Consider the following 20,752-nt stretch of genomic DNA (forward strand, 5'->3'; position numbering starts at 1 on the left):
CGCCCCCACCGCCCCCGTGCCGCGCACCGCCGGCATGCCGCCCTTCGAGGGCACCGACGCCGCGCGCGATTTCATCGCCCGCGTCGAGGCCTTCATCCGCGACGAGATCCAGCCCCTGGCCGCCGAGCACGGCATCACCTACGAATCCGGCGCCCCGCGCGCCCTGCTCGACGAGGTGTGGCAACGCTCGCGCGAGCACGGCTTCTACGGCGTCACCTTGCCCAAGCAGCTCGGCGGCGCCGGCTTCAGCGTGCACGACCACTGCCTCATCAAGGAAGCCATCTACGCCACAGGCTCGCCCCTGGCCGCGCACGTGCTCGGCGAGCTCTCCGGCCCGCCCCGCGTCGGCGCCCTGGCGAAGCAGGCCACCCCCGACCAGATGGCGCGCTTCATCCTCCCCGTGGCCCGCGCCGAGAAGGCCATCTGCTTCGCCATCACCGAGCCCGAGGCCGGATCGGACGCCGGCGCCGTGCAGACCCGCGCCGTGCGCGTGGGCGACGACTACGTGCTCAATGGCACCAAGCGCTTCATCTCCGGCTCGCCCTTCTGCGACATGGCCGTCGTCATCGCCTCCACCAGCGACGACCCCGCGCGCCGCGAAACCACCGCCTTCTTCGTCGAGCGCGACCGCCCCGGCTTCGAGGTCCAGAGCGGCTACAAGACCCTCGCCGGCCAGACGAGCACCGGCAACATCGTGCTCACCGACTGCCGCATCCCCGCCGCCAACCGCATCGGCGAACAGGGCCAGGGCCTCGCCCTCGCGCTCGGCCGCATCACCGTCAACCGCCTGCTGCACTGCCCCGCCATGCTCGGCCATGCCCGCGTCGCGTTGACCGACGCCATTGCCCATGCCACGCGCCGCCGCCAGTTCGGCCAGCCCATCGGCGCCTTCCAGGCCGTGCAGCACCTCCTGGCCGACATGGCCACCGAGCTCGCCGCCGCGCGCGCCCTCATGCTCAGCGTGGCCCGCACCCTCGACGCCGGGGGCGATGCGCGTGCCGACGCCTCCATGGCCAAGCTCTTCTGCAGCGAGGCCGCCTTCCGCATCGCCGACCGCGCCGTGCAGGTGCTCGGCGGCGAGGGCATCGTCCAGGGCAGCCGCGTCGAATTCATGTTCCGCCTGCTGCGCATGTACCGCGTGCTCACCGGCACCAGCGAGATCCAGCGCAACACCATCGCCCGCGAGCTGCTGGGCGACGCCATCCGCTGAAGAACTCCGCTACAACATCCACAGGAGACACACCCATGAACACCCTCCGCCGCGCTCTCGTCGTCGCCGCGGCCGCGCTCGGCACCGTGGCCGGCGCCCACGCGCAGGACTACCCCAGCCGCCCCATCAAGTGGATCGTGCCCTACCTCGCCGGCACCGCGCCCGACACCGCCGTGCGCATCACCGGCGACGCCCTGTCCAAGATCCTCGGCCAGCCCATCGTCGTCGAGAACCGCGGCGGCGTGGCCGGCAACCTCGGCGCCCAGCTCGCCGCCAAGGCGCCGGCCGACGGCTACACCTGGGTCTACAGCAGCTCGCCCATGGCCACCAACATGCGCATGTACCGCAACCCCGGCTTCGACGTGATGAAGGACTTCGTGCACGTCGGCGGCATCACCCAGTCCGACTCCGTCATCGTCGTCAACCCCGACTCCGGCATCACCAGCGTGAAGCAGCTCGTCGAGCGCCTGCGCGCCAGCCCCGGCAAGCTGGCCTATGCCTCCGGCGGCGTCGGCACGCCCTCGCACCTGGGCGCCGAGCTGCTGCTCGCCGCCACGAAGACCCAGGCCCTGCACGTGCCCTACAAGGGCGCCTCGGAGTCCACCAATGCGGTGGCCGGCAAGCAGGTCGACTTTGCGCTCGCCCTCGTCGGCCCGGCGCTGCCGCACATCCAGGGAGGCAAGCTCAAGCCCCTGGCCGTGCTCTCGCCCAAGCGCAACGCGCGCCTCGACCAGGTGCCCACCCTGGCCGAGGCCGGCGTGCCGGGCATTGAGGTCGTCTCCTTCGGCGGCCTGGCCGTGCCCAAGGGCACCCCGGCCCCCGTGGTGAAGAAGGTGCAGGACGCGCTGGCCCAGGCGCTGGCCATGCCCGAGGTGCGCACCAAGCTCGAGGCCTCCGGCGCGACCGTGCGGCCCAGCAGCTCGGAGGTCTTCTCGCAAAGCCTGAAGGCGGAGATCGCGCTGACCGAGAAGCTGATGAAGGCGGCGAGCATCGAGGCGCAGTAGTCGCGTGCGGGCTGCGCCCGCTAGCATCGGCGCATGGACCTGCAGCCGCCCCTCGTCACCGATGCCTGCTCCGCCCGCGCGGTCTTGCACCAGGTCGCCGAGCGCCTGCGCGCCGCGGGTGTAGAAAACTTTCGCAAGCCACCCCCCGAACCCACCACCTGCTGCGGCCGCGGCTGCAACGGCTGCGTGTGGGAAGGCTACTTCGCCGCCGTGGGGTGGTGGCGCGACGACGCACTGGAATGCCTCGCCCAGGCGCGAGGCTGACCCGCCCGAACCCTGGGGCTTTTTTTCCAACGGGATCGTGTCGAAATCGACCAGGCTCGTTCGACGTAGAGATGGGACGGCCTTCGTCCATGCCCCCACTCTCAACTCAAGGAGTTACCCATGAGAAAGCTCATCGCATCCACCATGCTCTCGCTCGACGGCATCCTGCAGGCCCCGGGCGGCCCCGAGGAAGACCCCACCGGCGACTTCGCCTTCGGCGGCTGGACCTTCCCCTACTGGGACGAGGCCGCCAGCCAGGACATGAACGGCCTGGACGGCAAGGACCGCGAGCTCCTGCTCGGCCGCAGGACCTATGAGATCTTCGAGGCCTACTGGCCCTACCAGCCGGACGGCAACCCGATCGCGAAGACCTTCAACGCGACCCGCAAGCACGTGGCCTCGCGCACGCTGAAGCAGGGCCAGCTGCTGTGGAACAACTCGGCGCTGCTGGAAGGCGACGTCGCCGCGGCCGTCGCGGCGCTCAAGTCGCAGCCGGGGCAGGACCTTCAGATCATCGGCAGCGGCAACCTGATCCAGACGCTGCAGGCTGCGTCGCTGATCGATGAATACAACGTGTGGACTTTTCCCGTGGTGCTTGGGCGCGGCAAGCGGTTGTTTGAAGCTGGCGCGAAGCCGGGTGCGCTGCGACTGGTCGCCTCGCGGACCTCGGCGACTGGTGTGGTGATGAGCACCTATGTGCCGGCGGGAGAGGTGCCGCTTGGGTCGTTTGCGCAGGAGGAGCCGAGCGCGAAGGAAGTTGAACGGCGGGCGAAGCTGGCGCGCGAGGTGGGGTGAGGCTTCTTCGCGGGGATCGTTCCCCTCGCGATCACGAACCTCGCCTGGCCGGTCGGGACGGCGGAGGAGGCTTCCGCAGACCTATCCGCCCGTCATCCTCCCAGGTCTTCTTCGTGACGGCCCCGGCTTGCCCGGAGATGGAGATTCTCCGCCCGGCCCAGCAATCGAAGATCCATCTCGCCGGAAGATCTGTGAGCAGCGCTACCAGATACGCGGATCTCATGGCCGGAGAGCTCACCGGAATGTAGACCTGAAGCTCCTCGCCGGTGAGCTGACCGAAGAACCGCGAGCGCGCACGGACCGCTTTGCGCGCTTGCCGAAACTCCGCCAACAAGCGTCGCCGCTCATGCTTCTCCTTGCGATACAGCCTTGCCTTCGATACCCCGGTGAGCTCTTTGCAAAGGGGCAAGTCATGAAGCTCGGCCAAGAAGTCGCGGCTCCTGGCAAGACAGGCACAGAGCCGAATGGCCCGCTCGCCAGGCGCTCTCATGGGAAAGTCCCACGTGGTCGCAAGCATGCTCGCCACCGCTTCTTTTGCCAGCCTGATTAGAAGTTTCCTACGCGCGCTGACTTGCTCCCCGACGATGCGTTGCCCCCAAGCAAACGTGGCAAGCGCAGCTGCCGCAAAGGAGCAAAGCTGAACCACGAACAGAGCGTGCGATCCTTTGAGGCGATCCCAACCGATCCCTACGAAGTACTGCCTGAGCGTCTCAAGGATTGAAGCCAGTCCGAGCGTCAGCCAAAGACAGATCGTCGCGGAATAGATCAGAGCTACCGCGCTGCGATGATCGACGTTCCACGTATGCCCCAAGGCGTGTATGTCCAGCCAGGGCCGTGGCCGATTCGCGTACGCCCCATCGGGGAGGCTAACGGCCCGTTCTATGGCTGCGGCGCGGCCGACAAGCTCGTCGTACAGCTGGTCGTTGCGGGCGTTGTAGACCAACAGCCCGATCGTGACGGCCAAGCCAAACAGCGAGATAAAAAAGGTGAGTCCGTCAGGCTTGTCGCCCTTGAAGGCAGCGGTCGCTGCCGCCGCGATGGGCAGGAGATTGAGAAGCTTGAACCGGACGTCCGCCAGTCCACGAAAGTTATTCGCTACATCTCCGTATTCCTTGAGGAGCGCCTCACGCAGTTTGTTGTCCGGGCTGCTGCCCACGGCGTGTGCGACTGGGCCTTGTGCTTCGCGGATCATTCATCGAGTCTGTGCGATTTCTCGCTCATTTCAAGCCATGGCTTTCCGCCGCATCGCCAGTCCGGAGGATGCAGAAGAGTCGTCTGACGCATACCGTTCTTAGGTAGCACCTCGGTGAGGTGTCTGCGCAGGGATCACCCTCGGCGCTCCGGCTCACGAGCCGCATCACCAGCATGCGCATGCTGATGGCCCATCGGACGGGACCAGGCATACGCATTGGCATCGTCATGAACCCTTGGCGCACGAACACGAGCACTTTCCGGACATCCGCCATCAGCACCCGCATCGTCACTGAGCCGGGCCAGGCGGAGGCCTCGCCGTTGGCTATCGCGGCTGAGGAAAGTTCAATTGCCCGCCTTCGCTACAGATGGCTGGTGAACGGGAAGGGCGTTCAACGGAATGCGTAGGTACGCGACGCCGTTTTCATCGGGGGGCGGCAGTTGCCCAGCCCGCACATTCACCTGAATTGACGGAAGGATGAGTGTCGGCACCTCGAGCGTCGCGTCGCGAGCCGTGCGCATTGCGACGAAGGCATCCTCGCTGATGCCGTCGCGGACATGGATGTTGTGGGCTCGCTGCTCGGCGACGGTGGTCCGCCACCGGGGCTGTCGGGTCGCAGGCGGGTAATCGTGACAGACGTACATCGTGGTCTCGGGCGGCAGGTCCAGCAGTCTGCGCATCGAGGCGTAGAGCTGGCGAGCGTCGCCACCCGGGAAATCCGCGCGCGCACTGCCGACGTCTGGCATGAAGAGCGTGTCGCCAACGAAGACGGAGCCGTCCACCAGATAGGCCATGTCGGCCGGGGTGTGGCCCGGCACCAGCAGCGCGGTGGCCTCGACCTCGCCAATCCTGAAGACCTCGCCATCCTTGAAGAGGTGGTCGAACTGGCTTCCGTCCGGCAGGAAGCTGCGCTCGAAATTGAAAAGCTTCTTGAACGTTGCCTGCACGGAACGGATGTTCTCGCCGATGGCGATGAGTCCACCGACCTGCGCCTGAACGTAGCGTGCGCCGGACAGGTGGTCGGCGTGCGCGTGGGTTTCCAGAATCCAGTCGACCTGCAGACCCTTCTCCCGGACGTAGGCGAGCAGCCGGTCGGCCGAGGCTGTGCTCGTGTGCCCCGACTTGAAGTCGTAGTCCAGCACCGGGTCGATGACCGCGGCGCGCTCTGTCGCATGGTCCCAGACGACGTAGGAGACCGTCCAGGTATTGGGGTCGAAGAAGCCTTGGGTTGTCGTGCGGGTCGCCATGAGGTGTTCCGTGGATGCGATGTTCAATCGATTGACTAATATTATGTTTTACAACATACTATGTCAATCGATATTGATTCGCTTACTCCATGCAGCACCCTTCCCCCGTCATCGACCCCGACGCCCTGCGCAGCGCTGCTGGTGAGGCGGTCGGCGCCCTCAAGGTGCTTGCCAACGAAGACCGGCTGCTCCTGCTATGCCAGCTCTCGCAAGGCGAGATGTGCGTGAGCGACCTCGAGCGGACACTGAACATCCACCAACCAACCCTCTCGCAGCAACTCGGTGTTCTTCGCAACGAAGGGGCGGTCCACACGCGCCGCGAGGGAAAGAGCATCTTCTACAGCGTCGCCGACCCGTCGATGCTCGAAATCCTCGCCCTTCTCTACCGTCTCTACTGTCCCAAGGAAGAATGATGTCCATTGACTGGAACCACTTCACGCCGCTCACCGCGCTGGCCGGCGGCGCTCTCATCGGCATTGCCGCGGCGATGTTCGTGCTGCTCAACGGTCGCATCGCCGGCATCAGCGGCGTGCTCGGAGGGCTGCTCAAGCCCGTCAAGGGCGATAGCGCCTGGCGCATCGCTTTCGTCCTGGGTCTGGTCGGTGCGCCGCTGGCCTACCTGCTGTTCGCGGCACTGCCCAAACCACAGATTGACGCCGGGTATGGCTCGCTTGTTCTGGCCGGACTGCTGGTGGGCATCGGCACACGCTACGGCTCCGGCTGCACCAGCGGCCACGGCGTCTGCGGTCTGTCTCGCCTGTCGCCCCGCTCGCTGGTCGCCACGGCCGCCTTCATGGGCGCCGGCTTCGTCACGGTCTTCGTGACGCGTCACCTGCTCAGCATCTGAGGAGTTCTTCATGCTTGTTTTCGCTTCGTTGCTCGCCGGCCTTGTCTTCGGACTCGGCCTCATCGTCTCCGGCATGGCCAACCCGGCCAAGGTGCTCGGCTTCCTGGACCTCGCCGGCGCCTGGGACCCCTCCCTGGCCTTCGTCATGGCGGGAGCCATCGCCGTGGGCATGGTCGGCTTCATGGTGGCCAGACGGCGTACGGTGTCCTGTCTCGGCGCCGAGATGCGGCTGCCTTCGGCGCGCCACATCGACCGCCGCCTCGTGCTCGGCAGCGTGCTCTTCGGCATTGGGTGGGGTGTCGCCGGGTTCTGCCCCGGCCCGGCGCTCGTTTCCCTCGGAATGGGCGAATTCAGGGCGCTCGTCTTCGTGGCTGCGATGCTGGTGGGCATGGGCGCATTCGAGCTCTTCGAGCGCCGCAAGCGTGCGCCGGCGCCGCACGCGGCCTGAGGTCGGCCGATGACGAACATGGCGACCTGGCTCGCGGCGCTTGCCACGACAGCCGTCCTCGTGTCCTACGAGGTCGCGCTCGCTTTCGGGCATCGCCAAAGGCCCGAACGCCTCGCGCGCACGGCGCACGCGGCGCTGCGCGAGGAATGGTTCGCCGCGGTCTCGGCGCAGAAGGGCTCGGAAATCCTGGCTGTGCAGACGCTTCGCAACTCGCTGATGTCGGCGACGATGACCGCATCGACGGCTGCGCTGGCGCTGATGGGCACCGCGACCCTGGCCGCTCCCTCGCTGCATTCGGCCTTCGGCGACGCACCTGGGCTGCCGACGTTCACAGTGCGACTCGCGCTGGAGTTCGTTCTCATGTCGCTGCTGTTCGCCTCGCTCCTGTCATCGGTCATGGCGGTGCGTTACTACAACCATGCGGGCTTCATCAGCGCGATGCCGGTGGGCTCCGAGGCACGCAATCGCTGGAGCGCTGCCGGAAAGACCTACGTGCGAAGAGCCGGAGTCCTCTACAGTTGGGGACTCAGGCATCTCGTCCTCGTTGCCCCCATCCTGGCCTCCATCGTCCACCCCGCTGCAGGCCCCGTCGCAGCGCTCGGTGTCGTCGCGGGGCTGGTCAGCTTCGACCGCTTCGGGAGCTCGGACCTTGCGCAACCCTCCGCGATACCGCTTCGCCATCGCTCTTGAGACGAAGCAGCAGCAGAAGCGCCAACGCGCCGGCGGCCAGGAGTCCCAGGTCCTGGTAGACGCCGAGTGTCACAGCCGCGGTCGAGCCCACCGCGGCCCACAACAGGGGTACGACGTACACCGACCACGGCACTGGCGCCCTGGCGAACATCAGCAGTCCCATCGTGAAGATGGTCGTCGGACAGGGCAGTCCGAAGCTCGGCGAGGCAGGATATCGGTGGCCGAGCACCCAACCGAGCGCTGGATAGACAAGGAGCGAGAACAGAATGAGCGCCGCACCGCTCCATCCGCGCCAGCCGCCGCTCGCCCGAAACTGCAAACGTCCCTGCACGCACCCGACCCAGGCAAGCCAGATGGCCCCAATGAGGAAGACACCCCCGAAGACCCAGGCGGCGGGGTTGATGGCAGCGAAGAAAGCGAAGTGATACGCAACTGCCATCCAGGCCCAGAGGGCCGCCAAGATGGCGCAGACCCATCGGCCATCGGATGGCCGACCTCGGGAGACGAGAAGGATGGCAAGGCCGGCGAACGCGTTCAAAACAACCTGCGCCGGCCAAACAGCGACGTTGTAGCGGCCGAATACCTCGAAGAACTGCTGGGCAGTAAACGGCATAGCCGGGCGCAAACCGATTGTTCCCATTGCCACGAAGCTGACGTTCGCTCCCTCGTGCATCAGCACCTTCCTGCGGCCCGCGCCGTCACCAAGCACAGGGCTATCGCCGAGTGTGCTTGCATGTACGCGACGATTGAATTCATCTCCTGTTCAGTCGGCGTGTTGATGCTCTGCCAGCGGCTGTCCATGTGGATGTGCATGCGCTGGGTCGCGCTGGACCACTCCTTCGCGGTATGCAGTGAGGGCGCCGGCGCTGCGTGGCACTGAACGCAATAGGTTGAGACCAGCTTGGCGCCCGCGGACTTGGCGTCCGGTAGTGGCTTCGAACTCGGCGGTGGGCCGCCCCCCATCATTTCCCCACCCATCATTCCGGGGCCCATCATGCCGCCGCCCGACATCCATCCCCGGCCGCGCATGGTCTGCATGCTCTGATACATGCCTTGCCAGTGCTCCTGCATGAGGCGTTGGCGCTCCTGCGGGTCCGGGGTCTGCGCAATCTTGTTCATCTGCTCTTGCATCCGCTGCGTGTAGTCGCGCATCTGCTGGCTGTATTGGTCGGGTGTTACGCCCTGGGGCGTGGGCCACGATGCATCTCCCCCCCATCATTCCGGGTCCCGTCATCGACCATGGATGTCCCATCCTCCACGGATACGCCATGCCCCACCGGTCGTGCATCTGTCCCATGCAGCCTTGCATGCTCTGCCAGTGTTGCTGCATCAGTTGCTGGCGCGCGGCCGCGTCGGGCGCGGCCATGAGTTGGTCCAACTGCTTTTGCACCGTCTCAACTTGCTGCTGCAGTTCGCGCACTTGCGCGTCGGTCGGCACGGATGTTCCGGCTGGAGCCGGCGCTTGAGCGAGAGCCGCTCCTGCGCTCATGAGGCCGGTGAGCAATGCGGCAAGTGCCGCTCTTCGCAACATTGTCATGGCAGTCACTCCTTGATGGTCAGCTCGACGGCGTCGTCAAGGGGAAGGCGGAGCCGTCGTCGCGCCCGCGCCTTGCATCTGGCCGACTCGGTCGTCCGAGCTGGCGGCAAAGTGCTCAGCCGAAGATACGCTGCGATGTGCGCCGGGAATTGATGCAGGTCAATGAAGTGCCGTCTCTGGACTGGCTTGGCTGCCGACCCCAGCCAGTAGTTGGGAGGGCATATCCTTCAAACGGATGGTTCGAGCGGAAGACCGCTTCTGGCCGACTAGAGAAGTTCAGACCGACGAGCGCGAACGCCTGCTCGCAGTCTAAAGAGGTCTTTGCCGGATCGATCAAGATCATCAGAGCGGTAGAGCGGGTTCAAGGCGTAACTAACTCAGTTTCGCCAAGGGGCCTTCCCGAAACCATCTCGACAGCGTCCCGAGGTATGACCCGAGCGCGCTGCACCTGAACATCGTAAATGGCGATGTGCGACGGCGAGCCATCGAGCACGAACCCCAAGCCCAGCAACTCGCCGCCCTTCTTGAGCTGCACGCACGTGTATTTCGCATGCTCGCAGCCCTTCTTGAACTCCGCCGCCTCTCGTTCGGCATGTGCCTTGCCTGCGGTCTCGCCCAACGCGGCGGGGATCACCATGAGCGTGGTCCACAAGACCAGTGCGCCCGGAATCGCCGCGCCAACAAGGCCACCGATGACCAGGTATTTGGCGAGCCGCCGGCGCCATGGGGGATGTTGCAGCCACTTCGGCACGGTGCCCGTGCCCAGGCCGCTCGGCGAGAACAACACGAACAGATAGAGAGCGGCGACAACCATTGCTACGGCTAACCAGCCAAGGTTGCTTGCAACGGCATTGAAGACGGCGACGGAGCGGTCGACCATGCCGTAGTAGCCGTAGATCAGTAGCCAATCCGTGGGCTTCGGGAACACGCCCGCGTCGATGCCCCAGGATTGGAGATAGACCTGATGCGAGACCCGGACCAGCAGGTGAAGCGTCGCCGTACCTACCGCGACAAGGGCCGTCAACACGCTGACCGCCAAGGTCCAACTGGATCCCGAAGAGCGCTGGCTTGACGCGTTGTTTTCATTCACTGGCATTGAAGTCCTCCGGCTGCAATCGCGCCGGAGCATAGTGCAACGCGCCCCCGCCCCTAAGGAAGCTCCAGATCAGACCCAAGCCACAATGCCTGCCGGCCCTCCCATGCCGCCTCGCCCACCCATGCAAGCCCGCTTCCTCACCGACATCCTCAGTAACAGCCACAACCGCGCCATCCTCGCCCGCTGGCCCGCGTTGAAGCTCCCCGATGGCTGGCTCGTCGCTGGCTGCCTCTTCCAGACCGTGTGGAACCTCCAGTCCGGCCGCGCCCCGGAGGCGGACATCAAGGACTACGACCTCTTCTACTTCGACACCACCGACACCAGCGAGGCCGCCGAGCGCAGCGTGCAGGCACACGTCAACGAGGTGCTGGGCGACCTCGGCATCACCGTCGAGGCGTCGAACCAGGCGCGGGTCCACCTCTGGTACGAGTCGCACTTCGGGCATCCCTACGGGCACGAACTGCGCAGCGCGCGCGAGGGCATCGAGCGCTTCCTCGTCCCGGCCACCTGCGTCGGCGTGCGGCCCGGCGAGCTCTATGCGCCGAACGGCTTGGCACTGCTGTACGAGGGCGTGCTGACGATGAACCCGCTGGTGCCGCACCGCGCGCTGTTCGAGCGCAAGGTGGCGTCGTACCAAGCGCGCTGGCCGTGGCTGCGGCGGCACCCAGTGCCTGGCTGACTAAGTCCAAGACGTATCAGGGTCCAGGTGCCGCGCCAATTCAATGGCGTCGTGCAACACCCGACCGACGATGACCAAAGAAGGTTCAGAGCGGTAGACAAGAAAGTGGCGCGGCCGCCGGACGATTGCCACATCCGGATTGACGCGGTTCCGACTCAGGCGCAGGTGCCAGGATCGAACACCCGCGCCGAGTTCGGCCCGAGGGAGACTGCCGGGTCTGTCGGGCTCGCTTGCCACGTCGCGAAGTGCGGCGACGATCAGGCTTTCGTAGCGCAGGCGAGCAGCCTCGCCAAATTGATCATGTGTCCAGCCGAGGATGCTGAGAACATCGCCCTGCGCGGCTTCCGACAACCGATAACGAAGCATCAACGCGCTGTCGTGGCAGGCTGCGCTGCACGGCGCCCCAGTTGTCCGACGAAGTCTTCGAGCTGATCATCGGCAACATCCGCGTACCGCCCAGCGGACACATCCGCCCAGCCCTGACGCGCTGCCTGCTTCAGGGCCTTGAGCTTGGCGCTTTCGCGATGCTCCCGCGCCTCGATGAGGCGCAGTCCTTCTCGCAATACCTCGCTGGCGTTTTGGTAGCGACCGGACTGCACAAGGGTCTCCACCAGTTGCTGTTGATGTTCACTCAGCACGACGTTCCGGGTGGGCATGGTGTGGGCTCCAAATTGCGAGCAGCAGGCCGGCTGGCCATGATTGGCAGATTATGCCAGTGGCACCGACCGATCCGGGCTGCATGAGGCCGTGGTCCTTGCGTGGGTGTCCTTGGCACCGCCACGTTATGCATATGGATTCGAACCCAGAGCCTCGCCAGCTATGGCTAGGTGCTGAGCCGTTCGCCAAAGTACGACAGTACTGCAGGTTCGACCTGGTTCGAAGCGCCTACCCGTGCAATGAGCTGTGCGACGGTGTGGCCTCGGCGCCCACTCAATGTCATGCGTCCCTGCAGCAACATCGGTGCGACTTGCTCAATTCTGTAGACGTGAGCAGCGGAGAGCACCGAGGCTTGCTGTTCGACAAAACCACGTTCGGCGAGTCTCTGCCGCGCCTGCATTGCACTTGCAAAGCCGAGCTCACCGATGGCGTCGTACTGGCGGCCAGGCGGCGTATCGTGGTCCACATTCACCGACAGAAGGTGGTTCTTGCCATTGTCACGTGGCTGCAGCGTCCAGACGGTGCAGTCAGAAATGGGTAGAAGGAGCGCCCGCAGGCGCTCTGCGAACAGCGAGGGGCTGAGCTCCGTGCGGCGCCGAAACAGTACGCAAAGCCGGAACGGCGTTGCTTGCGTCGTGTCGGGCTGATGGATTCGGACGGTCGATTCAGTCGCAGACACTTCGTCTGCCAGATAGCGCACCGTGCGACGAAAGAGATACTGCTCGTCATCGCGCGTGAGGTGTGCGTGGGCAGCGTATGCTTGTTGTCCTTCATACGACGCAAACGCCATCTCAGCGATCCCATCTACACGGTCCTGCGGAGGTACGCCAGGATCCACTCCGTCGACTTCCGGCCACCACCCACGTTCTGCCTGAAGGTGCAACTGGCGGTAGTGATGCAGGCCAGGGAGACGTGCAGCAAGTGGGCCGTGCACGTCTTGCCAGTAGGCGCGGAAATCCTCGGGACTGATGGACCCTCGCCGGCTCAACAGGACGAGCATCGGGACCACGAGAGATGGGGTCGACATGATCAAGCGTCCAACTTGATTGCCTTTTCCCGTATGACCTGCGACCACCGCTGGTGTTCACGCTGAATCAGTGCCGCGAACTCTTCTTGCCCTCCCTTCGCCGGTTGGATGCCAATGCCGCGGAATTTTTCCGCGATCTCGGGCTGGGCGATCACCTTGGCAATTGTCTCCGACAGTTGAGCAGCGATGGCCCGCGGTGTACCGGACCGGGCAACGAACCCATAGAAACTCTCAACCTCGACGCCCGGTACGACTTCCGCGATGGCGGGAATGCCCGGAGCAAGGGAGGTGCGCGCCGGCGATGCGACACCCAGGATGCGAATCTTGCCTTCCTGAACGAGACCTGCCGTCGCAGCAGTGATCGAGGACAGCAAGTACTTGATCTGCCCTCCCACCAAAGCCTGCAATGCGGGCGCAGAGCCGGAATAGGCGATTCTGACGGTGTCTTTGATTCCTGCCGCATCGTTGAAGACCTCCGTGCCCAGATGACCTACGCCCCCCAAGGCGGACGTTCCCCATTCCAGTTTGCGTGGATTCGCGCGACCATAGGCCACAAACTCCGACAGCGTCGCGGGCATGGACGGATGAACCATGAGCACGAGGGGAGCGGTCCCTTTGAGCGAAAGCGGAACCACATCCTTCAGGGCGTCATAGCGCGCGTTGGGACTGAGCAGTGGCGACGTAACCAGTGCGGTGTGATGGGTAAGGATCGTGTAGCCGTCCGCCGGCTGCTGCAACATGTACTGCACGCCCAAGATCCCTCCAGCACCGGGCTTGTTGTCCACGAACACGGGTTGACCGAGCAGCCTCGAGAGCGGCTCCGTGATGTAGCGGGAAAGGATGTCGTTCGTGCCGCCGGCGGCTCCGGGATTGATGATCCGAATGGGTTTCTGCGGCCAGACTTCCTGTGCAGACGAGAGGCAGGGAAGGGCCGTGGCAGCAGCGAAGGAAAGGAGATGTCTGCGTTGCAGCATGTGCGAGATCCTCGGGTGGGGCGGGACAGTCCGCGGGACGACCTAGTTCGTGCTCCAGTTCAGGAGCTCTTCTGGAGGTCTTGCCGTCGCTTGCTCGATCCAGTCGGGAGTGGCTTGGCGACTGCCCATCCGAGGATTGGAGCTGTCAAGTGGGACCGGATCGATTCGCAGACGCGTCAGGCGCAGGAAGCTGATCTTCCACGTGTCTCCTTCGCGCCGGTACTCTTCCTCATAGTGGCCGTATCCGCGGAATCCCTTCGCGCCCGGTGCTTCCTTGACGGCGCCTCCATCCTGCCATTCAACGAAATCCTCCATGGCCCAGACGCCGCGGGCCGTCGAAGCGCTCGTGAGCACCACCTCGGGCTGGTGGACGTGATGCACCGAAATCGTGGGGGCCAGACGCGCTGATACGCCTTTCACGAAGGTCGCCACGTCCGCGCCTGCTGGCGCGGAGCCCAGTCCCTCGAAGCGACAGTCCTGCGTGAAGACACTGGCCAACTTCTCCCACTGCTTGGTATCGATATAGCGGCAATACCGCGCCTTCAGCTGAGCGATGTGCTCGAGGGCGAGAAGGTGGTAGCGAGGATCAATGTCCATGGTGAGGATCTGGTTGACGTTCGTGGTCATCCAATATAATGGTAAAACCATTCGACGACAACTGTGACACCCCCGCTCATTCTCAGGAGTTGCGCACGGTGTGTGAGCGTACGGCTCAACGTACACGGCTCGCTTCGGTATCCACACATCCAGGGATTGCGCCGCTCAGCCCGGTTCACCATACTCGTCGACAGAAAACCTTCGGACGCAGGGTGGCGGTCACGGACACGTCGCGCATCGTGGTCCGTTTCATCCCAGCGCTTACGCATTCCGGCCACGGAGGCTCCATGCAGCTGCAGATCGAAGTTGCCCGCGACGACCAGGTCGCAGAACTGAAAAAAGGCATTCGAAGCCGTAGCCGAGACCCAGCCTCGCTTCGTGAAGCGAAGCAATCTGACGGGCCAGGAGGCCACCTGGATCGTCGCGGCAACCCTGGCGGTCCAGGCGCTCCCCACTGTTCTCAACTTCGTGATCAAGTGCATCGAGCTCGGCAGGGTCAAGCGCATCAAGGTGGGAGAGATCGAGATCGAGAACCCGACGCGTGACGACATCGAACGCCTGCGCGAGAAGATCAAGTCCGACTGACCCGTCATGATGGATCCCGACGAACTGTCGTTGGTCGAAGACATCTTGCGGTCGCAGGTGGGCCGATCAGCAAGGATGCGTCCGTACGATCGGACGCTGAACTCCCCGATGAACTTCGTGCTCGAACGTGCCGAGAAGCAGCTGGGCGCGGCGTTCACCGTGTATTGGGTTGAGAACGCGGCGCCGGAAGTCTTCTGCCTTGAAGGCTTCTCGGAGCCCGTCGCCGTGTTCAGCACGCGCTACATCGAGCTCTGGGCTGATTTCCGCGGCCTTCTGACCAGCAAGACATTCGCACCGGATCTTCTTGAAGGACTGTTCGAGCAGCTGTCCCTGCGACTGATTGCCGAGCTGTCCTTGGCCAAGGACGACCCGGACTTCGCCGCCAGCGCGTTCATCAAGTCGCTCATGGTGAAGCGCGGCATCACAAAGCTGGCCAACTCCGTGCTCTCTCTGGAGGCGGAGCCCCTGAGCTCTGCGTACATGGCCTGTTGGTTCTACGGCCTCTGTCACGAACTCGGGCATATCAAGGCACATGACAAAGATCTGGTCAGACAAACCTTCGGGGACGACTTCATCCGTGACAAGGTGGGGACGATCCTTGACGAGGTCTTCGACTCCCCCGCTTTGCGCGAGGAAGCACTGGAGCTGGCGCGCGCAAAACCAGACAGCTTCATTCTGGGAGCGGATGTCCTGCGCAGTGAAGGCATGGCGGACATCTTCGCCACATCGGTTCTCTTCGCCTCGACTGTCGAGATCATGCATCGACCGAGTGAGGCTTCGCCTGCAGGCGAGGAGCGACTCGACTTCGACCTCTTGTCTTTCGTATGGGAGATGGGTCTTTCGCTTGGCATCATCGGGCTGCACGACCGCTGTCGGCGCATCTCGCAAGTGGCCTGCACCCCGTCGCCGACCCATCGTGACAAGCTTGACGTACTTTTGCACCTGGTCGCCGTCAACACCAGGCTGCTCATGGTCCGCTGGTATCTGCAGATGGCGGGATCGCACTATGCGTTCGGCGAGAGCGCGACCGCGCTGGAGCAGGAAAAGCTCTCGGCAGCCATCGATTCGGTGATGGAGCACCTTGAAGCTTCCTTCCGTACCGCGGAGCGAGGATTGAATCGTGCGTTCGAGTTTTCCATCGACCGGCTGCGGCGGCCCGTCTTCTTCCAACTCGCCGGCGAGTGGCGACAGGCGCTGATCGAAAGCGGTCGCGAAATCGCCCTTGAAGTTGTAGAGGTCAAACAGTTCTGCGAACGGGCCCGGTCACTCGGCAGATGGTCGGACGCTTTTGATGTGATGGAATCGGTTGTCAGCAACCCTGCAAAGCCGATGCAGATGACTTTCAGCTCCGGAGAAGTGCGGGGCTTCAGCTGTCCATGGGTTGAAGCGCCGGATGGCACAAATCACCCGTTCGGACTCGACACTGCACACGGGCATTTGATCTTCGTTTTTGAAATGGGCGGAAACGAAGAGGTCGAGAAAATCTATTCCGAGGTGTCCGCATCGCTGTTGCCGGCTGGCCATCAACTGACGTCTGTCGTCATCGCCGCGAAGACGCTGGACCAGGTCCGCGATGCCATTGCACTCAGGCTGCCGCTGAACGAACAGTTCGAAGTCGTGATCGAGGGAACGCCGCAGTTCGACCTTTACATATCCCAGTTGGCGGATGGCTCCATCTGGAGCATCGGGACAAGCCGCCTTACTTGATCGCCAGAATCCACCGCGCCAGCGTCATCGCCTCGGCTTCCGTCACCTGGGTCTGCGCCGGCATCGGCGTCGGCCCCCAGACGCCGCCGCTCCCCTCGCGGATCTTCTTCGCCAGCTTCGCGTCGACACCCTTCTCGCCGGCGTACTTGGCCGCGACGCTCTGGAAGGAAGGGCCCAGGTGGTTCTTGTCGATCCTGTGGCAGGCGAAGCAGTTCTTGGTCTTGTACATCTCGTCGTCTGCGGATGCCGGGCCGCTCGACATCCACAGACCCGCGATGAGGAGGGCGATGACTGGCTTCATGCCGTTGCGGATCAGCTCGGCGTGAGGCGCGAGATGGCGCCTTCGTCCGTCGCCACGTACAGGTTGCCGTCCGGCCCCTGCACCAGCGAACGGAAGCGCGCGGCGGGCATGGGCAGGCTCACCGTGGTGCGCGTGGCGGTCGACCCGTCGGCGCTGATCTCGAGCACGTCCAGCCGATTGCCGACCGGCGTGCCGTGGATCCCGATCCCTGCAAAGCCGATGATCATCCGGCCGTCCCACGACTTCCAGCGCGGGCCGGTCAGGAAGGTGCCAGCGAACAGACCCTGCGACAGGCCGTCGTTGGTCCAGGCCGGCTTCATCGCAGCCGGGTAGGTCTTGGTGTCCGTCATCGACATGAAGGCCGACCGCACCTTCGGGTCCACGGCCCCCATCTGGTTGGGGCTGTAGCCGCAGTAGTTGTCCGGGCAGGCCCCACGGCCTCCGATGTTGGGGCGCGGGTCCCAGCCACCGTTGCCGCCGGCCACCAGCGCCGTGACTTCATCGGTGTGCCAAGGCCCGTTTTCCGCGACGTACGGCTGGTTCGTGCCCGGCCGGAAGGTGAGGCCCTGCGGGTTGCGATGCCCGTAGGTGTAGATCCGGGGATCGAAGCCCGCGGGTGCGCGGTTGTTCGGCGCGGCCTTGCCCTCGCGGTCGATGCGCAGGACCTTGCCGCCGATGCGGGTGGGGCTTTGAGGCACCTCGCCGTTGTGCGTGTCGCCCGTGGTCACGTAGAGAAAACCGTCGCCCGGGCTGAAGCGGATCCGCCCGCCGTTGTGGGCGCCGGGGCCACCGAACGGGTGGTCACTGGCGCGGGGTTTGTAGGGAATGTCGGTGACGATGTCCCTGCGCTCGGCCACCGCGGTCGCGTTGGCGTTGACCTTGAAGCGCATCACGCGGTTGGTGCCCGGCGCCGTCATGCTCGACGTCGAGTACACGTAGAGGAAGCGGTTGCTGGCGAAGTTCGGATCGACCGCCACGCCCATCATGCCGGCCTGGCCTTCGCAGAACAGGTCGTTCGCGGTCGCGGCGTAGCCCTTGGCATCCTTCATGCCGAGCAACTTGACCACGGTGCCGCTCGGTTGCCGCACCGAGAGTCCGTGGCACTTCTCGGTGAAGAACATGGTCCCGTCGGCAAGGAATGCCATGTCCCATGGGCTCTCGAGCTTGGTGAGGACGGGCGCGTGGGTCAGCGCGGGAGCGCCCCCTTGCGCAGCGGCGGCGGCCCCTTGCGGCGCGGCGCCCGTCGTGACCGCGGACGGCGTGCTGCAGGCAGCGAGCACGCATGGAAGCACCCCCAAGATCAGTCGATTCATACGATGTCTCCTGTTTTGGTCTTGCTCGTCCCCTCCGCAGAAGGGGCAATGATGCTATGCCTGCGGTCCTGGGCCGTCAATGCGCCACGTTGGGCCGCCGCCGCTTGAAGCAGGTGGCTTCGTTGGGCCATGATCGCTGGCCTCACACCCACAAGACAGGAAATGCAATGACTCCCTGGCACACAGGCAAGACGCTCGCGGCGGGCGTGGCAATCGCGCTGTTGACGGCGGCCTGCGCGGCGCCGCCCGCCACCTCCTCCGGCGAATGGGCTCCGAACCCCCCCAATCCCAAGGCGCCCTATCCCGCCGAATCGATGGCGGCCCGGGAGCAGGGCACGGTGCTGCTTCGCGTGCGGACGACGCCCGCGGGCCGCCCGACGACCGTCGAGGTCAAGGAGTCCAGCGGCTATTCCCGCCTGGATCGCTCAGCCATCGAGACCGTGCGCAAGTGGCAGTTCAAGCCGACGCCCGACGACGGCACCGAGGTCTGGCGCGAAGTGCCGATCCGCTTCGCCATCATCCATTGAGCGCAGCGGTCATCGCGCCATCGGCCGGTGGCCTCCGCGCCAACGGTCCGCACGCTGGGCGACGCCGTCGCCCTCCGCGTGGATGCGCTGCACCTGCTCGAAGAGCCGCCCCAGCAGGCCTTCCAGCAGCGCCGCTTCTTCCTCGCCGAGGGTCCGGATGATGCGGCGGTTGATCTCCACCAGCTGGGGGAACAGGCGGGCGTAGACATCCTTGCCCTGTTCCGTGGCGGCCAGCAGGTTGCGCCGGGCGGCGCTGCCCTCGGGCGCGACGCGTTCCACCAGCCTGCGGTCGATCAGCTGCGCGAGCAGCCGCGAGGTGCGGGCGCGCTCCATGTGGCAGCGCTGCGCCAATGCCGAAGCCGAGCGCGGGCCCTCTTCGGTCAGTGCGGCCAACAGACGCCACTGGCTGCGCGTGATGCCGAATCCGCCCTCGCACAGCCGGACGGCCGGCTGGCCGCCGAGGTTGACGATGCGCTTGAGCTGGTAGTTGATCAGGTCGTCATGCACCTGCGGGTTCCAGAGGCTCATCGGCGAGGCCTTTCACGATTGTTTTGAACAACTGCATGCGCTGCCGCTAATCTGCACCCATCTTCCTGCGGAGATCCATGCGATGCAGGCATTCAGATGGCTCCTGGGCGCGGGCCTGAGGCTGGGCCTGTGCTTGGCCCAGATTGCGTCCTCCGCGCCAGCTTACCCCTCCGGGCCGGTGAAGATCGTGGTCGGATTCGCGGCGGGCGGCGCCCCCGATACCACCGCGCGGCTGCTCGCCGCAGGCCTGGCACGGCGATGGTCGCAGCCGGTCGTGGTCGAGAACCAGGTGGGTGCCAGCGGCACCCTGGCCGCCGCCGCGGTGGCCCGCGCCAGGCCCGACGGCTCGACCTTGCTCTTCGGCGTGGCGGCCAATCTGTCGGTCGCGCCCGCCGTGTTGCGGCAGCCGCCCTATGACCCGGTCGGCAGCTTCACGCCGGTGGCGGAGGTGGCCCGCACGCCCTATGTTTGGCTGGTCCGCGCGGATGCACCCGCGGCCACCATGCCCGAGTTCGTCGCGTGGGCCCGGCGCGAACCGGGCAAGCTCAACTACGGCACGCCGGGGCAAGGCACGCAACACCATCTGCTGACCGAGCTTCTCAAGCGCAACGAGGGCTTCTACATGGTGCATGTGCCCTATCGGGCGGCGGCCTATCAGGGCCTGCTGGCCGGGGACATCCAGGGCATGTTCGAGAGCCTGCCGGGCCCGATCGCGCTGTTCGAGAGCGGCCGCGTGCGGGCGCTCGCCGTCACCGGCCCGCGGCGCCTGGCCAGCCTGCCGCAGGTTCCGACGCTGCGCGAGCAGGGGCTGCAGGAGCTCGACGTGTCGGCTTGGTGGGGCGTGGTCGGTCCGGCAGGCATGCCACCGGCCACCGTGTCCCGGATCCATGCCGACATCCGTGCCGTGCTGGCCGAGCCGGAAACGCGAGCGGCCCTGGGGCGGGGCGGCATCGAGCCGAGCGAGGGCACTTCCGATGAGTTCGCAGCGCATATCGCCCGCGAATGGCGGCGCTGGCGGGATCTTGCGCTACAGCGCGGACTGCTGTCGGACTGATCGCGCGCTGGAGCGTCGATGCTCAAGCGTATTGCGCGAGGCCGTTTCCGATCGACCAGTTCTCTTTCGCGACCTCGACAAGGTTCACGAACACGTCCTCCGGCCGCAGGCCGGGGCTTTCGCCGAGCAGCTGAGCGATGCGCCGGAACAGTGCCTTCTTCTGTTCCACGGTGCGGGTGTTGTTCGCCGTGATCTGGATGAACACGAGATCGTCGCTCCGCGCGACGCCGAGATAGGACGCGCCAAAGCGGAAGTTCGCGGCGTCATGTTCCGTGATGGCCATGAACTGGTCGTCTTCGGGCACGTCGAAAGTGTCGCGCATCGCGCGGTAGAGGCTGTCGAAGATCGCCTCCCGGTAAGCATCTGGCTTTCCGGCACGCAGTGCGATGTGAAGCAGCGGCATCAAGAGTCCTTTCCATGTGGGCTGACGGCAGACTAATGGCCGCATGTCTAGTTGAGCAAGCTATGGAAAT

27 protein-coding genes are annotated in these 20,752 nt (G+C 65.1%); 13 read left to right on the forward strand and 14 right to left on the reverse strand.

The features are described from left to right. The first annotated feature begins 34 nt into the window (after nt 1-34). From A8M77_RS19205 to A8M77_RS19220, 4 genes are all read left to right on the forward strand, one after another. Nucleotides 35-1,210, forward strand: a complete 1,176-nt coding sequence (locus A8M77_RS19205; RefSeq protein WP_086923216.1) for an acyl-CoA dehydrogenase family protein — start codon at nt 35-37, stop codon at nt 1,208-1,210. A gap of 35 nt (nt 1,211-1,245) precedes the next feature. Continuing rightward, nucleotides 1,246-2,214: a Bug family tripartite tricarboxylate transporter substrate binding protein gene (locus A8M77_RS19210; RefSeq protein ID WP_086923109.1), complete on the forward strand. Its 969-nt coding sequence runs from the start codon at nt 1,246-1,248 to the stop codon at nt 2,212-2,214. Nucleotides 2,215-2,247: 33 nt separating this feature from the next. Next, the gene (locus A8M77_RS19215; RefSeq protein WP_086923110.1) at nt 2,248-2,478 is read left to right on the forward strand and encodes an oxidoreductase-like domain-containing protein; all 231 of its coding nucleotides are present in this window, start codon (nt 2,248-2,250) and stop codon (nt 2,476-2,478) included. 120 nt (nt 2,479-2,598) lie between these two features. Further along, nucleotides 2,599-3,273 (forward strand): dihydrofolate reductase family protein, encoded by a 675-nt coding sequence (locus A8M77_RS19220; protein ID WP_086923111.1) that lies wholly within the window; start codon nt 2,599-2,601, stop codon nt 3,271-3,273. 31 nt (nt 3,274-3,304) lie between these two features. Here the strand turns inward: A8M77_RS19220 and A8M77_RS19225 are convergent, their stop codons facing one another. Together A8M77_RS19225 and A8M77_RS19235 are read right to left on the reverse strand one after the other, a co-directional pair. Further along, nucleotides 3,305-4,465 carry a hypothetical protein gene (locus A8M77_RS19225; RefSeq protein WP_086923112.1) on the reverse strand — a complete coding sequence of 387 codons (1,161 nt, stop codon included), beginning with the start codon at nt 4,463-4,465 and terminating at the stop codon, nt 3,305-3,307. A 344-nt stretch (nt 4,466-4,809) separates the two neighbouring features. After that, the gene (locus tag A8M77_RS19235) at nt 4,810-5,712 is read right to left on the reverse strand and encodes an MBL fold metallo-hydrolase (protein ID WP_086923114.1); all 903 of its coding nucleotides are present in this window, start codon (nt 5,710-5,712) and stop codon (nt 4,810-4,812) included. Between the two features lie 89 nt (nt 5,713-5,801). Here A8M77_RS19235 and A8M77_RS19240 point away from each other — a divergent pair, with 89 nt between their 5' ends. The 4 genes from A8M77_RS19240 to A8M77_RS19255 are packed head-to-tail and all read left to right on the forward strand — an operon-like array spanning nt 5,802 to nt 7,697. Then, complete coding sequence (locus tag A8M77_RS19240) at nt 5,802-6,125, forward strand: ArsR/SmtB family transcription factor (protein ID WP_086923115.1); 324 nt, start codon at nt 5,802-5,804, stop codon at nt 6,123-6,125. Further along, entirely contained in the window at nt 6,125-6,559 is a 435-nt protein-coding gene (locus tag A8M77_RS19245) for a YeeE/YedE family protein (protein ID WP_086923116.1), read from the forward strand. The genes A8M77_RS19240 and A8M77_RS19245 overlap by 1 nt, the downstream gene beginning before the upstream one ends. 10 nt (nt 6,560-6,569) lie before the next feature. Continuing rightward, nucleotides 6,570-7,007, forward strand: a complete 438-nt coding sequence (locus A8M77_RS19250; protein ID WP_086923117.1) for a YeeE/YedE family protein — start codon at nt 6,570-6,572, stop codon at nt 7,005-7,007. Nucleotides 7,008-7,025: 18 nt separating this feature from the next. Beyond that, the gene (locus A8M77_RS19255; protein WP_337590023.1) at nt 7,026-7,697 is read left to right on the forward strand and encodes a DUF599 domain-containing protein; all 672 of its coding nucleotides are present in this window, start codon (nt 7,026-7,028) and stop codon (nt 7,695-7,697) included. On the opposite strand, the gene A8M77_RS35310 is transcribed toward A8M77_RS19255, so the two are convergent. The 3 genes from A8M77_RS35310 to A8M77_RS19265 all read right to left on the reverse strand — a co-directional run bounded on the left by A8M77_RS35310 (nt 7,627) and on the right by A8M77_RS19265 (nt 10,330). After that, nucleotides 7,627-8,370, reverse strand: coding sequence for a DUF6064 family protein (locus tag A8M77_RS35310; protein WP_143694659.1), 744 nt, complete (start codon nt 8,368-8,370; stop codon nt 7,627-7,629). The genes A8M77_RS19255 and A8M77_RS35310 overlap by 71 nt on opposite strands. Further along, nucleotides 8,370-8,849: a hypothetical protein gene (locus tag A8M77_RS19260; protein WP_086923119.1), complete on the reverse strand. Its 480-nt coding sequence runs from the start codon at nt 8,847-8,849 to the stop codon at nt 8,370-8,372. The genes A8M77_RS35310 and A8M77_RS19260 overlap by 1 nt, the downstream gene beginning before the upstream one ends. 746 nt (nt 8,850-9,595) lie before the next feature. After that, complete coding sequence (locus A8M77_RS19265; protein WP_143694660.1) at nt 9,596-10,330, reverse strand: hypothetical protein; 735 nt, start codon at nt 10,328-10,330, stop codon at nt 9,596-9,598. 121 nt (nt 10,331-10,451) lie between these two features. On the opposite strand from A8M77_RS19265, the gene A8M77_RS19270 reads away from it, so the two are divergent. Then, nucleotides 10,452-11,009 carry a nucleotidyltransferase family protein gene (locus A8M77_RS19270; protein WP_086923121.1) on the forward strand — a complete coding sequence of 186 codons (558 nt, stop codon included), beginning with the start codon at nt 10,452-10,454 and terminating at the stop codon, nt 11,007-11,009. Here the strand turns inward: A8M77_RS19270 and A8M77_RS19275 are convergent, their stop codons facing one another. The 5 genes from A8M77_RS19275 to A8M77_RS19295 all read right to left on the reverse strand — a co-directional run bounded on the left by A8M77_RS19275 (nt 11,010) and on the right by A8M77_RS19295 (nt 14,294). Further along, entirely contained in the window at nt 11,010-11,375 is a 366-nt protein-coding gene (locus tag A8M77_RS19275) for a type II toxin-antitoxin system RelE/ParE family toxin (RefSeq protein ID WP_086923122.1), read from the reverse strand. Further along, entirely contained in the window at nt 11,375-11,665 is a 291-nt protein-coding gene (locus tag A8M77_RS19280) for a type II toxin-antitoxin system ParD family antitoxin (protein ID WP_086923123.1), read from the reverse strand. Before A8M77_RS19280 ends, A8M77_RS19275 begins: the two co-directional genes overlap by 1 nt. Before the next feature lie 167 nt (nt 11,666-11,832). Then, the gene (locus tag A8M77_RS19285; RefSeq protein WP_086923124.1) at nt 11,833-12,693 is read right to left on the reverse strand and encodes an EthD domain-containing protein; all 861 of its coding nucleotides are present in this window, start codon (nt 12,691-12,693) and stop codon (nt 11,833-11,835) included. A gap of 2 nt (nt 12,694-12,695) precedes the next feature. After that, on the reverse strand, nt 12,696-13,667 hold the full coding sequence (locus A8M77_RS19290) for a Bug family tripartite tricarboxylate transporter substrate binding protein (RefSeq protein WP_086923125.1): 972 nt from the start codon (nt 13,665-13,667) through the stop codon (nt 12,696-12,698). Between the two features lie 42 nt (nt 13,668-13,709). Further along, nucleotides 13,710-14,294: a nuclear transport factor 2 family protein gene (locus A8M77_RS19295; protein WP_202820633.1), complete on the reverse strand. Its 585-nt coding sequence runs from the start codon at nt 14,292-14,294 to the stop codon at nt 13,710-13,712. Nucleotides 14,295-14,642: 348 nt separating this feature from the next. Between A8M77_RS19295 and A8M77_RS19300 the strand changes: the two genes are divergently transcribed. Together A8M77_RS19300 and A8M77_RS19305 are read left to right on the forward strand one after the other, a co-directional pair. Then, nucleotides 14,643-14,849, forward strand: a complete 207-nt coding sequence (locus tag A8M77_RS19300; RefSeq protein WP_086923126.1) for a hypothetical protein — start codon at nt 14,643-14,645, stop codon at nt 14,847-14,849. 6 nt (nt 14,850-14,855) lie between these two features. Next, entirely contained in the window at nt 14,856-16,556 is a 1,701-nt protein-coding gene (locus A8M77_RS19305; protein WP_086923127.1) for a hypothetical protein, read from the forward strand. Here the strand turns inward: A8M77_RS19305 and A8M77_RS19310 are convergent. Further along, nucleotides 16,549-16,857 (reverse strand): c-type cytochrome, encoded by a 309-nt coding sequence (locus tag A8M77_RS19310; protein WP_086923128.1) that lies wholly within the window; start codon nt 16,855-16,857, stop codon nt 16,549-16,551. The genes A8M77_RS19305 and A8M77_RS19310 overlap by 8 nt on opposite strands. An 11-nt stretch (nt 16,858-16,868) precedes the next feature. Continuing rightward, the gene (locus A8M77_RS19315) at nt 16,869-18,170 is read right to left on the reverse strand and encodes a PQQ-dependent sugar dehydrogenase (RefSeq protein WP_086923129.1); all 1,302 of its coding nucleotides are present in this window, start codon (nt 18,168-18,170) and stop codon (nt 16,869-16,871) included. 167 nt (nt 18,171-18,337) lie between these two features. On the opposite strand from A8M77_RS19315, the gene A8M77_RS19320 reads away from it, so the two are divergent. Further along, nucleotides 18,338-18,697: an energy transducer TonB gene (locus A8M77_RS19320; protein ID WP_086923130.1), complete on the forward strand. Its 360-nt coding sequence runs from the start codon at nt 18,338-18,340 to the stop codon at nt 18,695-18,697. A gap of 9 nt (nt 18,698-18,706) precedes the next feature. On the opposite strand, the gene A8M77_RS19325 is transcribed toward A8M77_RS19320, so the two are convergent. Then, nucleotides 18,707-19,225 (reverse strand): MarR family winged helix-turn-helix transcriptional regulator, encoded by a 519-nt coding sequence (locus tag A8M77_RS19325; RefSeq protein ID WP_086923131.1) that lies wholly within the window; start codon nt 19,223-19,225, stop codon nt 18,707-18,709. Between the two features lie 82 nt (nt 19,226-19,307). Between A8M77_RS19325 and A8M77_RS19330 the strand changes: the two genes are divergently transcribed. Then, complete coding sequence (locus tag A8M77_RS19330; protein ID WP_086923132.1) at nt 19,308-20,279, forward strand: Bug family tripartite tricarboxylate transporter substrate binding protein; 972 nt, start codon at nt 19,308-19,310, stop codon at nt 20,277-20,279. Nucleotides 20,280-20,301: 22 nt separating this feature from the next. On the opposite strand, the gene A8M77_RS19335 is transcribed toward A8M77_RS19330, so the two are convergent. Next, nucleotides 20,302-20,682, reverse strand: coding sequence for a tautomerase family protein (locus tag A8M77_RS19335; protein WP_086923133.1), 381 nt, complete (start codon nt 20,680-20,682; stop codon nt 20,302-20,304). Between the last annotated feature and the right edge of the window lie 70 nt (nt 20,683-20,752).

The organism is Variovorax sp. JS1663, from assembly GCF_002157355.1.
In the GTDB taxonomy this organism is placed as follows: Bacteria; Pseudomonadota; Gammaproteobacteria; order Burkholderiales; family Burkholderiaceae_C; genus Variovorax.